This is a genomic window from Ideonella flava (assembly GCF_051857595.1).
Classification (GTDB): Bacteria; Pseudomonadota; Gammaproteobacteria; order Burkholderiales; family Burkholderiaceae_C; genus Ideonella.
Map to the genome: position 1 here is coordinate 647,167 of NZ_JBPZHD010000001.1, position 15,325 is coordinate 662,491.

A 15,325-nucleotide genomic window follows, 5' to 3' on the forward strand; every position below is an offset into this window, starting at 1 on the left:
CATCGTGCCGCTCACCAACCGGGTTATCGCCTGTTGCCATGCGTCCTGCTGGCCCTTCGTCTGCCTCACTGGGCATCGCCATGCTTCGACGGTGCCGCGGCATGGCCTTGGCATGGAGGGTCGGCCTGCTGCTGCTCGCGGCCGGGATGGTGCCGGCGCACGCCGAACATGCGCTCCTGCATGGCTATGGCCAGGCCGACGGCCTCGACAACCTCGCCGTCACCAGCGTGGTGCAGGACAACGACGGCTACCTGTGGGCAGGCACGCTCAATGGCCTGTACCGGTTCGACGGCCAGCGCTTCCACCGCGCGGCAGACCAGGAGCTGATCGAGATCTACGTCGTGCTGCCGGATCCGCTCGGTGGCCTGTGGGTGGCCGCCGGCAACGGCCTCTACCACTGGCGTGCCGGCAAGACGCAGCTGGTGGAGGGTCCCGGCAAGGCGCCGCTGCTGGCGTCCCACAACGGCCTGGCCGTCGATCGCGCCGGAACGGTCTGGGTGGTCAGCAACGATCAGCTCTACGAGATCCGTGGTACGACCCAAGGGGGATCGAACTGGCAGGTCCGCGAAGTCCTCGGCAAGCCAGACGCCGGCACCAGGCCCCCTCGGCTCTACAGCGTCGCGACCACCCCGGACGGGACGGTGTGGGTGGGTTGCGAGCATGCGTTGTGCCGGCTCGAGGCCGGACGGCTCGACCCTTTCGTCGCTGGAGAGGGCCCGCTGGCACACCAGATCTGGAGCCGCCTGCTGTCGACGGGTGACGGCGCACTGTGGTTGCGCAGCGCCCACCGGCTGGCCCGCCTGCCACCGGGCGCCCAAGCGCTGGTCGACATGGACCTGCCCGCATCGGCCGCGGGCGAGCATGGCCCGAACTATCCGCTCGTGGAAGATCGCCAGGGGCGCATCCTCACCGGTGGCGGCAGTGCCCTGGCCCGCCTCGATCCCCGAAACGGCGGCTCCACCTGGCAGGTGTTCGACAAGAGCCGCGGCATGCCGCCGGGGGGGCGCTTCTTCACCGTCTTCTCGGATCGCGAGGGCGGGGTCTGGCTGAGCCGCGGCGGCAGCGGCCTGTGGCAGTGGCTCGGCTATGGCCGCTGGGAACATTGGACGCCGGGCGACGGCCTGCCTCACGACGTGGTGTGGTCCGTCGTGCGGGATCGAGAAGGCGTGCTGCACGCGGCCACGAATGCGGGCGTGGCACGGTTCGACGAGCGCGCACGTCGCTTCGAAACGAGCCCGGGCACGGCGGGCCTGCGGATCATGGCGCTGCATTCGGATGCCGCCGGGCAGGTGTGGGCGTCCGCCATGGGCCGGCTGCTGCGCCGCCCTGCAGCGCCCGCCAACGCCTTCGCGACGATGGCGCACAGCGAAGGCTGGAACTTCATCCACTACAAGCTGCTGTCCCGGCCGGACGGAGAGTTGTGGTTCGCGGGCGATGAGGGCGTCGGCTGGTGGCCGGCAGCCGTCGAAGGGGCCGGGCCGCTGGGCAAGCCGAACACGGCCGGCGGCGGCGCCGGCTTCGACCTGTGCCAGACGCGGACCGAGTCGGAGGCCAGCGTCCTCTGGGCCACCACCGACCAGGGATTGCTGCGGGTGGCCGAAGCGCCCGCCCCCCGCGTGGTCTCGCCGACGTCCTTCACCATGATGGCCTGCGGCCGCGGGGGCGTGCTCTACACGGCAGACCCCAGGGGGCACATCTTCCGCATCGAATCTCCCGCGGCTTCGCCGCGCCAGCAGGACATCACGCCCGCCCTGCTGGCCCACCGCCAGATCGCCGCGATGCTGGAAGACCGGCGGGGCTGGCTCTGGGTCAACACGGACGCCGGTGTCGCGGTGTGGAACGGGCGGCTGTGGCGCCTGCTCGACCAGGCGCAGGGCCTGATCTGGAACGACACCTCGGGCGCCGGATTGTTCGAGGACACCGACGGCTCGATGTGGATCAGCACGAGCCAGGGCCTGTCGCACCTGATGGAGCCGGAGACGGCCTTCTCGCCCACGCTGCCGCCGGTGCGCATCGACTCCATCGTCCATGGCGGCAGGCCGCTCGCTGCCTCGCACCGCCTGAGCTTGCAGTGGTCGCTGACGGAGGCGCTGGAGGTCGCGATCGAGTCTCCCAGCTACCGGGACCGCGCGAGCCAGACCTTCGAGCATCGCCTGCTGGGCTTCGACGATCGCTGGCAACGCACCGGCGGCTCGGTGATCCGCTACGCGCGCCTGCCTGCCGGCAGCTACACGCTGCAAGCCCGCCTGGTGGACCAGCAGCTGGGCATGAGCAGCCCGAACGTCGACCTGCACCTGGAGATCGACCCGCCCTGGTGGGAGACCTGGACCTTCCGGCTGCTGACGGGCGCCCTGCTGGCCGCCCTGGCGTACGCCGGCCACCGATGGCGCATGCGCCTGGCCCGCCAGCGCGAGCAGGAGCTGGCCCAGCTGGTGGCCGAAAGGACCCGCGAGCTCGAAGCCTCGCGCGAGGAACTGCGGGAGCGGGCCACCAAGGACGGCCTGACCGGCGCCTGGAACCGGCGCACGGTGCTCGAGATGCTCGAGCACGATGTCGAGCGCTCGGCGCGCGACCGGCAGCCGCTCACCGTGCTGCTCGCCGACATCGACCACTTCAAGCGCATCAACGACGAACTCGGCCACCCAGCGGGCGACGAGGTGCTGCGCCAGTTCGTGGCTCGCTTGCGCGCGGAGGTGCGCCCCTACGATGCGATCGGCCGCTACGGCGGCGAGGAGTTCGTGGTGATCCTGCGCGGCCTGTGCGTGGACCAGGCTGAAGACCGGGCCCGTGTCGAAGCCATGCGCGCCGCGATTGCGGGTGAACCGATGATGCTGGCACACGGCATGCAACGCCATGTCACTTGCTCCTTCGGTGCCGCCTGCGCCCGCGCCGAAGAAGCCGCCACGTCGGAAGATCTCATCCGACAGGCGGACGAGGCGCTCTACCGCGCCAAGCGCGCCGGCCGCAACCGCGTCGAGTACGCCGGCACCGGCAAATAGCACGACCGTTCGATTCTGCCGCGGGGCCGATAGAATCGCCGCGCGCCGTACCCCCAACTTCCCTCAGAAAACCCATGACATCCCCCGACCTGCTCGCCCAATTCGGTCCCCGCGAATCGATGGAATACGACGTGGTGATCGTCGGCGCCGGCCCCGCGGGCCTGGCCACCGCGATCCGCCTGAAGCAGGTCGCAGCCGACAAGGGCCAGGAGGTGAGCGTGGTGGTGCTGGAGAAGGGCTCCGAGCCCGGCGCCCACATCCTGTCCGGTGCGGTGATGGACCCGCGGGCGATGAACGAGCTGCTGCCGAACTGGAAGGACCTCGGCGCCCCGCTGAACCAGCCGGTCACCGGGGACGACGTGCTCTTCCTCAGCGAGTCCGGCTCCACCCGCACGCCCGACTGGCTCGTGCCGCGCAACCTGCACAACGACGGCTGCTATGTCGTGTCGCTGTCCAACGTCGTGAAGTGGATGGCCCAGCAAGCCGAAAGCCTGGGCGTCGAGATCTTCCCCGGCTTCGCCGCCGCTGAAGTGCTGTACGACGACCAGGGCCGCGTCAAGGGTGTCGCTACCGGCGACCTGGGGCTCGGCAAGGACGGCCAGCCGCACGACGGCTTCCAGCTCGGCATGGAGCTGCTGGGCAAGTACACGATCTTTGCCGAAGGCGCGCGCGGCCACCTGGGCAAGCAGCTCATCGCCAAGTACCAGCTCGACAAGGGCAAGGACCCGCAGAGTTTCGCCATCGGCGTGAAGGAGCTGTGGGAGGTCCCAGCCGACAAGGCCAGGCCCGGCCTCGTGGTGCATACCGCCGGCTGGCCGATGGTCGACGACACCTTCGGCGGCGGCTTCCTCTACCACCTGGAGGACAACAAGGTCACCCTCGGCTTCGTGGTCGGGCTGGATTACCAGAACCCGTACATGAGCCCCTTCGAGGAGATGCAGCGCTGGAAGACGCACCCCGCGATCCGCGCCCACATCGAAGGCGGCAAGCGCCTGGGCTACGGCGCGCGCGCCATCAACAATGGCACGCCACAGGCGCTGCCCACCACCGTCTTCCCGGGCGGCGCGCTCGTCGGCTGCGATGCCGGCTATCTGAACGCGGCGCGCATCAAGGGCAGCCATGCGGCCATCAAGAGCGGCATGCTTTGCGCCGAGGCGCTGGCCGATGCGCTGTCCAGCGGCCGTTCGCAGGACCTGCTGGCCGCCTACCCGGTGGCCTTCGAGCAGAGCTGGCTGAAGGACGAGCTCGACCAGACCCGCAACTTCAAGCTCTGGTTCAAGAAGGGCAAGACGGTCGGCAACCTGATGACCGGCATCGAGCAATGGCTGCTGCCGAAGCTGGGCGTGCAAAGTCCTCCATGGACGCTGCATGCCACCAAGCGCGACCACGAGTGCCTCAAGCCTGCCGCCGATTGCCGGCCCATCGCCTACCCCAAGCCGGACGGCAAGCTGAGCTTCGATCGCCTGTCCTCGGTGTTCGTCAGCAACACCAACCACGAGGAGAACCAGCCCTCGCACCTGACGCTGAAGAACGCCGGCATCCCGGTTCAGGTCAACCTGGCCAACTACGCCGGGCCCGAGAGCCGCTACTGCCCCGCCGGCGTCTACGAGTTCGTGAAGAACGAGGACGGCAGCGACCGCCTGCAGATCAACGCGCAGAACTGCGTGCACTGCAAGACCTGCGACATCAAGGACCCGACCCAGAACATCGTCTGGGTCACGCCCGAAGGCGGCGGCGGCCCGAACTACGTCGGCATGTGAAGACGGGCGCGGCACGGGTCAGGGACTGGGTTGCCGCGCACCACGGGGTGTCGGTGGCTTCTTCGCGCTGCGTGGCGCGACTCGATTGTGAAATCCATCGCCTACGCATCGAGGGGCCCCGGCCGCGCGAGCTGGCGCTGCGTATCTACCCGCCGCGCATCACCACCGCGACGTCGATCGCGGACGAGATCACCTGGCTCGCCGCGCTGGGCGCCGAGCGCCTGCACGTGCCGACGCCGCAGCGCGCCCTCGACGGCGAATTCATCCACCGGTGGCCCGATGGCCGGCTGGCCGTTCTGCTGAGCTGGGTCGACGGCCGCCTGCGCGACAAAGGTTTGCGCGCTCTGCACCTGAAGCGCGTCGGCCGTCTGGCGGGGGCGATGCACCGCGTGTCCCAATCACTGGTAGACGCCGGTCGCATCCAGGGGCAGCGTCCAGGTGACGGCCCCGAGCTGGACGTGTGGGCCGACAGCCGGCGAGCCCTCCACCCCGCCCTGCCTCACGCGGGCCAGCAGCGCGTCGAGGCCGCCGCGCGCCGCCTGCGTGAAGAGCTGGCGACGTTTCCGCGCGACGCGTCCGCCTATGGCTTCATCCACAGCGACCTGCATCTGTGGAACCTGCTCTTCGAAGGCCAGGCGGCCGGTGCCATCGATTTCAGCGAATGCGGCTGGGCCCACCACGCACTGGACCTGGCGGCCCCGCTGCAGTACCTCAAGCACCCCGTCGTCGGCAACCACGACCAGCGGGAGAACTACCCGCGCCTGCGTGACGCCCTGTTCGAAGGTTATGCCGAGGAGCGTCCGTGGCCCGCCGGCCTGGAGCGCCAGGTCGAGGCCCACATCGAGTTCCGCATGATCTGCACCATCGAGTGGGTGCTGGACTGCTGGCCCACGGTGGACGCGCGGCCCTGGGGCCGGGCCCTGCTGCAACGCGCCGGCGAGTTCTTTCCGGATTGAAGGCGGACCGGGGATCCGGCTCTTCCCGGCCCACCGGTCAGATCACCTCAGGTCGAAGCGATCCAGGTTCATCACCTTCGTCCACGCCGCCGCAAAGTGGCGCACGAAGACCTGCTTCGCGTCGCTGCTGGCGTAGACCTCGGCCAGCGAGCGCAGCTGCGAGTTGGAGCCGAAGACCAGGTCGGCCACCGTGCCCGTCCACTTCAGCTCGCCGGTCTGGCGGTCGCGGCCTTCCAGCACGCCTTCGGTCGCCGACTTCTGCCACTTCGTGTTCATGTCGAGCAGGTTGACGAAGAAGTCGTTGGACAGCGTCCCGGGGCGATGCGTGAACACGCCGTGTGACGAGCCATCGACATTGGCATCGAGCACGCGCAGGCCGCCGACCAGCACGGTCATCTCCGGCGCGCCGAGCTTGAGCAGCTGGGCCTTGTCGATCAGCAGCTCGGCCGCGGCGCCTTCCAGGCCCGGCTGCGCATAGTTGCGAAAGCCATCGGCCAGCGGCTCCAGCACGGCGAAGGAGGCCACGTCGGTCTGGTCCTGCGTCGCGTCAGTGCGGCCCGGCGCGAATGCCAACTCCAGCTCCACATCGGCCCGCTCTGCGGCCGCTTCCACCGCCGCGTCGCCCGCCAGCACGACCAGGTCGGCCAGCGAGATCTTCTTGCCGCCGGTTTGGGCCGTGTTGAAAGCTTCGCGAATGCCTTCGAGCGTGGACAGCACGTGCGCCAGTTCGGCCGGCTGGTTGACGGCCCAGTCCTTCTGCGGCGCCAGGCGGATTCGGGCACCGTTGGCACCGCCGCGCTTATCACTGCCGCGAAAGGTCGAGGCCGAGGCCCAGGCGGTGCGCACCAGCTGCGCGATCGACAGGCCCGAGGCGAGCACCTGCTTCTTCAGCGCCGCGACATCCTTCACGTCGACCAGCGGGTGGTCGACCGCCGGCACCGGGTCCTGCCAGATCAGCGCCTCTTGCGGCACGAGCTTGCCGAGGTAGCGGGCACGCGGGCCCATGTCGCGGTGCGTCAGCTTGAACCAGGCCCGTGCGAACGCGTCGGCGAACTCCTGCGGGTTGGCGAGGAACCGGCGCGAGATCTTCTCGTAGGCCGGATCGAAGCGCAGCGCGAGGTCGGCGGTGGACATCATCGGCGCGTGGCGCCTGGAAGGATCGTGCGCATCCACCACGGTGTCGGCGCCGGCGCCATCCCTGGGCCGCCACTGTTGAGCGCCGGCGGGGCTCCTGGTCAGCTCCCACTCGTAGCCGAAGAGCGTCTCGAAGTAACCGTTGTCCCAGGTCGTCGGGTTGGGCTTCCAGGCGCCTTCCAGGCCGCTGGTGGTGGCGTGGGTGCCCACGCCGCTTTCATGCGCGTTGCGCCAGCCGAAACCCTGTTCCTCTATGCCCGCGCCTTCGGGCTCGGCGCCCACGTGGTGCGGGGCGCCGGCACCGTGCGCCTTGCCAAACGTGTGGCCGCCGGCGACGAGCGCCACCGTCTCCTCGTCGTCCATCGCCATGCGGGCGAAGGTCTCGCGGATGTCTCGCGCCGAGGCCACCGGATCCGGGTGGCCGTTGGGGCCTTCCGGGTTCACGTAGATCAGGCCCATCTGCACGGCCGCCAGCGGCTTGGCCAGCTCGCGATCGCCGCTGTAGCGCTCGTCGCCGAGCCAGGTGGTCTCCTTGCCCCAGTGGATGTCGGCTTCAGGCTCCCAGATGTCCGGGCGGCCGCCGCCGAAGCCGAAGGTCTTGAAGCCCATCGACTCGAGCGCGACGTTGCCGGCGAGGATCATCAGGTCGGCCCACGAGAGCTTGCGGCCGTACTTCTGCTTGACCGGCCACAGCAGCCGGCGGGCCTTGTCGAGGTTGCCGTTGTCGGGCCAGCTGTTCAGCGGCGCAAAGCGCTGGGCACCGGTGCCGGCGCCGCCGCGGCCGTCCTGGATGCGGTAGGTGCCCGCTGCATGCCACGCCATGCGGATGAACAGCGGGCCGTAGTGGCCGTAGTCGGCGGGCCACCAGTCCTGCGAGTCCGTCATCAGGGCGTGCAGGTCGGCCACCACCGCGTCCAGGTCGAGGCTCTTGAACTCCGCCGCGTAGTCGAAGGCCTCGCCCATGGGGCTGGAAGCCGGCGAGTGCTGGTGAAGGATGCCCAGCTCGAGCTGGTTAGGCCACCATGCGCGGTTGCCATGGGCGCCCGCCTTGGCATGCGGGACGGCGTGGTGGGGGAACGGGCACTTCGATTCGTTGTTCAACGCGATCTCCTGGTCGATGACAGGACCAGAAGATACGTGGCGCCTCCCGGGGCCGCCAGTTGGTTGTGCCAATTCGAGCGATAGGAAATTTTCTTGCGCTATTCGCCTGACTCGATGAGCGTGACCCCCTGCTTGCGCACCTGGCCGGCGCGCCAGACGGTGAGCGTCACCTTGTCGCCGGGGCGGTAGCGCTCCAGCGCGGAGAGCAGGTCGTCGAAGTCGGCCACCGGTTCATCGTTGATGGCGGTGATCACGTCGCCGGGGATCACGCGCCCATCGCTGCCCCGCTTGAAGGGCTGCAGGCCGGCCCGGTCGGCCGCACCGCCCTTCGTGACGCCGACCAGCGTGACACCGGGTGGCACCTCGAGCGCACGCGCCAGCCCTGGTGAAGCGCTGCTGATGCCCAGCGCGGGCCGCACGAAACGCCCATCGCGGACCAGCCGCGGCACGATGCGATTGACCTCGTCGACTGGGATCGCGAAGCCTATGCCCGAGCTGGCCCCGGACGGGCTGTAGATCGCCGTGTTCACGCCGATCAGCCGGCCGGCGGAATCGAGCAGCGGACCGCCGGAGTTGCCCGGGTTGATGGCCGCGTCCGTCTGGATCACGCCGCGGATGCGGCGGCGCGTGACCGACTCGATCTCGCGGCCCAGGGCCGAGACGATGCCGGTGGTCAGCGTCTGGTCCAGGCCGAAGGGGTTGCCGATGGCGAACACGCGCTGGCCGACGATCAGGTCCTTGCTCGTGCCCAGCGGCAGGGGTGGCAACTTGGCCTTGGGCACGGAGACCTTCAGGACCGCCAGGTCGCGGTCCGGGAAGGCGCCGACGAGCTCGGCGCGGTGCGTGCTCTGGTCGGCCAGCGTCACTCGGGCCGCGCTGGCGCCCTGGATGACATGGAAGTTGGTGACGATGTGACCCTGCTCGTCCCAGACGAAGCCGGTGCCGGTGCCGGCCGGCACCTGCTGCACGTCGAGCGAGAAGAAGTCTCGCTGCACGGTCAGCGCGGTGATGTTGACCACGGACGGCGACGCGGCCTTGAAGACCGCGATGTTGTTCTGCTCATCGGCCGAGAGCGGACCGCGCGGCGCGATCGGGCGCCCGGCGGCCTCGGTGCGGGCCGAGGCCGGCTCCCATGCGGCCAGCAGGAGCGAGCAGGCAACCGCCGCCGTGAGACGGCGGCGGTCGCGGTCAGGCCATGCCGGGGGCGCCTGCATGCGCCGGCGTCAGGTCACGTTGACCGTGACGCGGCGGGGCTGGGCATGCTCCAGCTTCGGGATGCGCAGGTTCAGCACGCCATCCTTCAGGTTGGCCTCGATGCGGCCGGCATCCAGCTCCCGGCTGAGCGTGAACGCGCGCCGGAAGCGCGGCAGGCGCAGCTCGACGTAGGCGGGCTGCAGCGCCTGCGGCGTCGCGGTGGCGACCGTCCCTTCGATCGTCAGCGTCTCGCCGTCGACCTTGATGTCGAGCTGGTCGCGCGGCACGCCCGGCAGGTCGGCCAGCAGCGTGATGCCGCGCTCGTCCTCGAGCACGTCCACGCGAGGCAGCAGCGCGCGCGTGTCAGCCGAGGCTTGCGCGTTGCCCTGGCGCTCGGCGGGGGCCTTGGTTTCGGTCTTTTGCACTTCGGTGCGGGTGGTGTCGGTCATGGCTAGATCTCCTGTTCGGCAACGGCGCTCACTGCACGGTGATGCGCTTGGGCTGCGCTTCTTCGCGGCGGGCGATGCTGACGTTCAGCACGCCGTCACGGTAGGTGGCTTGCACACGAGTCGGGTCGACGTCGTCGGGAAGGCTCAGCGCGCGCTTGAAGGCGCCGGTGGGCCGCTCGCGGGTGTAGACGCTCACGCGCTGGTCGCTGCTGGCCTGCGTGGCCGGGCGTTCGCCGGAGATTGTCAGCACGCCGCGGTCGATCACCACCTCGATCTTCGAGGCGTCGATGCCCGGGGCGAAGGCGTAGACCTCGACGCTGGAGGGCGTCTGGCCCACGTTGATGGCCGGGAAGGTGCCGGGCGCCGCCGAGCGGATGCTGCTGGGCTGGCCGCTGCCGAAGACGTCGTCGAGTTCGCGGCGCAGGCGGTCGAATTCGCTCCACACGCCACCGGGGAAGTTCCAGAGGGATTCGTACATCGCGGTGCTCCTTTCCAAGGGTGAAAGCGCGGCATCCGGGGGTCCTCGAAGGGCCTGTTCAGCGCCGCATGCTCAACGAATTAAGGGCGGCCCGAGGGACTTCAAGACCCCTTCGATTTGATGTGGAGCAACTCACTAGAATCGCCCGCTTTCCCTTTCGGCCACCAGCCGTCCCCAGCTCCCGCATGACGCTCGCCGCCCTCATCCGCAGCTTCGTGCGCCGCCACGCGGCGGCCTACGCCGGCGCCGCCGTGATGCTGGTCGGCATCGCACTGCTGACGGTGTGGATGCCACGCCAGATCGGCCACCTGGTGGATGCGCTGGTCGCCCACCGGCTGGCCGGCCCGGCCCTGTGGCGCGAGCTGGCCCTGCTGCTGGCGGCGGGCGCGGCCATCTACGGCCTGCGGGTCGGCTGGCGCATCCGGCTGTACGCCGCGGCCTACCGCATGGGGGTGGAGGTGCGGCAGCGCCTCTACGCCCGGCTGGCCGCGCAGGGCCCGCGCTTCTACCAGACCCGCCGCACCGGCGACCTGATGGCCCTGGCCACCAACGATGTCGACGCGGTGGAGATGGCCGCCGGCGAGGCCATGCTGGCCGGCTTCGACGGCACCCTCACGCTGTTGCTGGTGGTGGCCACGATGGCGGTCGGCGTGGACTGGCGCCTGGCCGGCGTCGCGCTGCTGCCCTTCCCGCTCATGGCGTGGAGCTTCGCCTGGATCTCCCGCCACCTGCACGACCGGTCGAAGCAGGCGCTGGACCGCTTCGGCGACCTGAACGACCACGTGCAGGAGACGTTCTCCGGCGTGCGCACGCTGCGGGCCCTGGGCCTGGAGGCCCGCAGCTCCGCCGTCTTCGCCGAGCTGGCCGAGAAGGCGGCCGACTCGGCCTACTGGTCGCAGCGCTGGGAGGCGCGCTACGAGCCGGCCGTCGGCATGACGCTCGCCACCTCCATCGTCCTGTCGCTGGCCTTCGGCGGCTGGCTGGTCTGGCATGGCGAGCTGACGATAGGCCAGCTGACCAGCTTCCAGCTCTATCTCGTCCAGCTCATCTGGCCGATGTTCGCCGCCGGCTGGGTGATGGCGCTGTGGCAGCGCGGGCGGGCGGCGTGGGGCCGGGTGAGTGCGGTCCTCGACGAACCGCTGGCGATCGACGACGACGGCAGCGTCGAGAAGGTGCAGCCCGGCGAGATCGCCCTGCGCGACATCCGCTTCGCCTATCCGGGTTCGAACAATGCGGCGCTCGACGGGTTGTCGCTGCATATCCCGGCCGGCGCCACGCTCGGCCTCGTCGGCCCCACCGGCTCGGGCAAGAGCACCCTGCTGAAGCTGCTGCTGCGGCAATGGATGCCGCAGGCCGGCGGCATCACGTGGAGCGGCATCGCCCTGACCGACTACACGCTGGCGGCGCTGCGCTCGGGCATCGCCTGGGTGCCGCAGGAGCCGATCCTGTTTTCGGCCAGCGTCGCGGAAAACATCGCCCTGGCCCGGCCCGGCGCGACGCGCGAGGAGGTCCAGGCGGTGGCCGACCTCGCCGCGGTGCACGATGACATCCTGCGCCTGCCGCAGGGCTACGACACGCCCGTCGGCGAGCGTGGCGTGACGCTGTCGGGCGGCCAGCGCCAGCGCGTCGCCATCGCCCGCGCGTTGCTCGCCGATGCTCCGCTGCTGTTGCTCGACGACGCTCTGTCCGCAGTCGACACCGAGACCGAGCACCGCATCCTCGAGCACCTGCGCTCGCAACGCCAAGGCCGCACGGTGATCGTCGTCAGCCACCGCCTCTCGGCCGTCGCGGATGCCGATCTCATCGCCGTGCTGCGCCACGGCCACCTGGCCGAGCGTGGCACGCACGAGCAGTTGCTCGCCAAGGGCGTGGCCCACAGCTGGTACGCCCAACAGTGGCGCATCCAGCAACTGGAGGCCTCGTTTGAATAGGCCCCCACGCTTCCTCCGGTCGCTGCCCCCCAAGGGGGCTCGCGCAGCGGACCGGCAGAGCCGGATCCGCGCACGCCCTTTGAAGGCGGCGACTCCTTCGGATCGCCTCGAATGAAACAGCTGTCGACGGCAAGAAAGGCTGCCAACCTACTCGGGCGTGCGGCCCGGCCCGATTCCCGCCACCTGTGGACAGGCATGTTGTGGCTGGCCGTGGCCTCTGCGCTGGACGCGCTGGGGCCGGTGCTCGGCAAGGCCTTCATCGACCGCTACCTGCTGCCGCACAACCCCGCCGTCGGTGCGATGGCGGGCCTGCTGCTGGGCGCGCTGGTCGCGGGCTGGGTGGCGAGCTGGGTGCGCTACCGCCAGCTGAGCCGGCTGGCGGGGGTGGCGATGCGCTCGGTGCGGCGCATCCGCGAGTCGGTCTACGGCCACGTGCTGCGGCTGCCGATGAGCTTCTTCGACAAGGCCATCACCGGCCAGCTGGTGAGCCGCGTCACCAACGACACCGAGGCGGTCAAGCAGCTGTTCGTGCAGGTGCTGTTCGTGATGCTGGACTGCCTGATCATGCTGGCCAGCCTGTTGGTGACCATGGCCTTCCTCGACTGGCGGCTGATGCTGATCGTGACCACGCTGGTGCCGGCCGTGTTCGGCATCGTGTGGCTGTACCAGCGGCTGTCGGCGCCCGCGGTGGCCCGCACGCGCGAACTGCGCAGCGAGTTGAACGCGCAGACGGCCGAGTCGATCTCCGGCATGGCGGTGCTGCAGGCCACCGGCGCCACGCAGGGCTACGGCAGCCGCTACGCCCGCATCAACGACGAGCACTACCACTCGCGCCGCGCCGAGCTGCGTGCCAACGCCTTCCTGCTGCGGCCGGCGCTGGACCTGCTGAACGTCGCGATGCTGACGGTGGTGATCGCCGTCTTCGGCCTGCGCGAGAGCGGCGGCGCGCTCAACGCCATCGAGGTGGGCGTGCTCTACGCCTTCGTCTCGTACGTGGGCCGCGTCACCGAGCCGCTGATCCAGATCACCATGCAGTTCTCGCAGCTGCAGCAGGCCATGGTCGCCGCGGCCCGCGTCAACACGCTGCTGGACGAGGCCGAAGCCGAGCGCCCTGCCGCCGAGGGCCGCGTGACGGCCGGCGCGGTCGCCATCGAGGCCCTGAACTTTGCCTACAGCCCCGGCACCCCGGTGCTGCGCGATGTCTCGCTGGACATCGCCCCCGGCGAGTTCATCGGCATCGTCGGGCCGACCGGCAGCGGCAAGTCGAGCCTGCTGTCGCTCCTGCTTCGCTTCTATCCGGTGACGCAAGGCCGGCTGCTGATCGACGGCCAGCCGCTCGCCAGCCTGGACGAGGCTGCCTTTCGCGACGCCGTGGGCCTGGTGCCGCAGGAACCCTTCCTGCTCGCCGCCAGCGCCCGCGAGAACATCGCGATGGGCCGCCAGCTCACCGAGGCCCAGATCGAGACGGCCGCCCGCGGGGCCGGGGCGCACGGCTTCATCAGCCGGCTCGAGCAGGGCTACGACACCAAGCTGGGCGAAGGCGGCGCGCGCCTGGCGGTGGGCGAGAAGCAGCTCATCGCCATCGCCCGCGCCCTGGCCGGCCAGCCGCGCATCCTGCTGCTCGACGAGGCCACCTCGCACGTCGACAGCGAGACCGAGGCCGTGGTGCAGCAGGCCCTGGCCCGGCTGCGCGGCCAGCTGACCCTGATCTCCATCGCTCACCGCCTGTCGACCATCCGCGACGCCGACCGCATCGTCGTGCTGAACCACGGCCGCATCGTCGAGTTGGGCCCGCACGAGGCCCTGATGCAGATCGAAGGCGGCCTCTATCGCCGCCTGGTCGAGCTGCAGCAACTCACCACCGCCGAGGACGACGACGAGGCCGACTTGTCCGTCTGACTGGAGCCCCGCTGGGAGGCGGCCCGGGCGAGCTGAGCAGTCCTCGGAAGCCGACTCCGCGAGCGGCCAGGCCGCTCACGGCGTCGGGCACTTTCCGGTCGTTCCTGCCGCCTTCGCGCACAGCACGATGGCGCTGACCACCGGGCCATGATCACCGTCGGCCGCCGAAGAGCCGCTGAAGGTCAGGGAGACGCCGGCCTCGAAGGCGACGGGCGTGTAGGCCAGGCGCCAGGTCTTCTGCTTGGTCCCGATCATCAGGTCCCAGGTCGAGCCGCCGAGGTGAACCGTCAAGGGCAGGTCCTGCGGCGCCTGGGCCGTGAACTGCACGATGTAGGTATGGGTGGGGTCGAGGTCGAAGACCGGGATGGCCGCCACGCTGCCCGGCCCGGCGTGGCCGGCGAGCTCCAGGCAGTTGCCGGCCGGGTTGGCCGCGCAGCTGCCGTTGCCGGCGCCGTTGAGCACGCCCAGCACGTCGACCGCGCCGCTGGTGACGGCCAGGTTCGTGCCCGGCAGCGTCCCCGGGCCGAAGGAGCCGCCGATGTCGGACCCGACGTGCCAGCCGCCGTCGAAATCCTCGCTGAACAGCACGCCGCTGGTGCGCATGCCCAGGTTCTTCGCCGGCATCGTGGCCTGGAAGACGTAGACCACCGACTCCGGGTCCCCGCCCGCGAACGGCGAGAGGTCGAAGTCGGAGCCGAGCACCGTGGGCAGATCGGCGATGCGTACCCGGTCCGCCGAGGTGGCCGGATAGTCGGTCCTGGAGATGCCGGTGTAGGTCTCGCCCGAGAACGTCATCTCGGGCCGCGCGGCGTTGAAGCCGCCGATCTGGAGCTCGCCCCCGCCCGGGTTCAGGTCGTGGCCGTAGACGGTGACCAGCACCGCATCGCCCTTGCTGAAGTTGCCCTTGGGCGACAGGACATAGCCGACCCCGCGCGCCGAGTAGTTGGACCAGCCCGAGTCACCGTCGCAGTTGATGATGACGTAGTCCGAGACGTTGGGCCAGGTGTTGGTGTAGGGCGGCCAGGGGTGGAAGTAGGTGACGTAGGCGGCCGGCGTGCAAGGCCCGTTGACCTGCTCCAGCGGCAACGTCACGTGGAGGTCGTCCATCGGGCCGCGAACGGCTCGCGCGGCGGGGGCGGCCTGGCTGCAGAAGGTGGCCAGTACCACGGCGGCCATGGCGATCCGATGGCAAGGGGTCGGGTTCGGCTTCATGAGCGGTCCTCTCGGCGAGAGCCCGGGGGTGACGGGCCCTCTTGTTGGTGGGGGGCGAGGGACGGTGCGCGCTCCCGTCGGCCTCGGCTGTAAGGACGAGGTGTTCGACGCGGAACCGGACAGGGTGAGGGTTAGTCCGGGTGTTCGGTGCGAGGCACGACACCGGCAGTCGCCGCGCGAGCCGCGCAGGCGAAGGGCTCGGCCCCCGGCAA

10 protein-coding genes are annotated in these 15,325 nt (G+C 70.1%); 5 read left to right on the top strand and 5 right to left on the bottom strand.

Translation table 11 applies throughout. The features are described from left to right. Positions 1 to 101: 101 nt before the first annotated feature. The 3 genes from ACS5PM_RS02885 (at position 102) to ACS5PM_RS02895 (ending at position 5,715) form a co-directional block, all read left to right on the top strand. Positions 102 to 2,999 (top strand): ligand-binding sensor domain-containing diguanylate cyclase, encoded by a 2,898-nt coding sequence (locus ACS5PM_RS02885; protein WP_439385210.1) that lies wholly within the window; start codon positions 102 to 104, stop codon positions 2,997 to 2,999. 74 nt (positions 3,000 to 3,073) lie between these two features. Then, positions 3,074 to 4,759 (top strand): electron transfer flavoprotein-ubiquinone oxidoreductase, encoded by a 1,686-nt coding sequence (locus tag ACS5PM_RS02890; protein WP_439385212.1) that lies wholly within the window; start codon positions 3,074 to 3,076, stop codon positions 4,757 to 4,759. A gap of 71 nt (positions 4,760 to 4,830) precedes the next feature. Next, the gene (locus tag ACS5PM_RS02895; protein WP_439385214.1) at positions 4,831 to 5,715 is read left to right on the top strand and encodes a phosphotransferase enzyme family protein; all 885 of its coding nucleotides are present in this window, start codon (positions 4,831 to 4,833) and stop codon (positions 5,713 to 5,715) included. Between the two features lie 42 nt (positions 5,716 to 5,757). On the opposite strand, the gene katG is transcribed toward ACS5PM_RS02895, so the two are convergent. The 4 genes from katG to ACS5PM_RS02915 form a co-directional block, all read right to left on the bottom strand. Further along, positions 5,758 to 7,950, bottom strand: coding sequence for a catalase/peroxidase HPI (katG, locus tag ACS5PM_RS02900; RefSeq protein ID WP_439385216.1), 2,193 nt, complete (start codon positions 7,948 to 7,950; stop codon positions 5,758 to 5,760). A gap of 98 nt (positions 7,951 to 8,048) precedes the next feature. Further along, positions 8,049 to 9,164, bottom strand: a complete 1,116-nt coding sequence (locus tag ACS5PM_RS02905; protein WP_439385218.1) for a S1C family serine protease — start codon at positions 9,162 to 9,164, stop codon at positions 8,049 to 8,051. Positions 9,165 to 9,173: 9 nt separating this feature from the next. Beyond that, the gene (locus ACS5PM_RS02910) at positions 9,174 to 9,593 is read right to left on the bottom strand and encodes an Hsp20/alpha crystallin family protein (RefSeq protein WP_439385220.1); all 420 of its coding nucleotides are present in this window, start codon (positions 9,591 to 9,593) and stop codon (positions 9,174 to 9,176) included. 28 nt (positions 9,594 to 9,621) lie between these two features. Then, on the bottom strand, positions 9,622 to 10,071 hold the full coding sequence (locus ACS5PM_RS02915; protein ID WP_439385222.1) for an Hsp20/alpha crystallin family protein: 450 nt from the start codon (positions 10,069 to 10,071) through the stop codon (positions 9,622 to 9,624). A 185-nt stretch (positions 10,072 to 10,256) separates the two neighbouring features. Here ACS5PM_RS02915 and ACS5PM_RS02920 point away from each other — a divergent pair, with 185 nt between their 5' ends. Further along, on the top strand, positions 10,257 to 12,002 hold the full coding sequence (locus ACS5PM_RS02920; protein WP_439385224.1) for an ABC transporter ATP-binding protein: 1,746 nt from the start codon (positions 10,257 to 10,259) through the stop codon (positions 12,000 to 12,002). A gap of 111 nt (positions 12,003 to 12,113) precedes the next feature. After that, complete coding sequence (locus tag ACS5PM_RS02925; RefSeq protein WP_439385226.1) at positions 12,114 to 13,901, top strand: ABC transporter ATP-binding protein; 1,788 nt, start codon at positions 12,114 to 12,116, stop codon at positions 13,899 to 13,901. A 75-nt stretch (positions 13,902 to 13,976) separates the two neighbouring features. Here ACS5PM_RS02925 and ACS5PM_RS02930 read toward each other — a convergent pair whose 3' ends face one another. Then, positions 13,977 to 15,113: a hypothetical protein gene (locus tag ACS5PM_RS02930; protein ID WP_439385228.1), complete on the bottom strand. Its 1,137-nt coding sequence runs from the start codon at positions 15,111 to 15,113 to the stop codon at positions 13,977 to 13,979. Between the last annotated feature and the right edge of the window lie 212 nt (positions 15,114 to 15,325).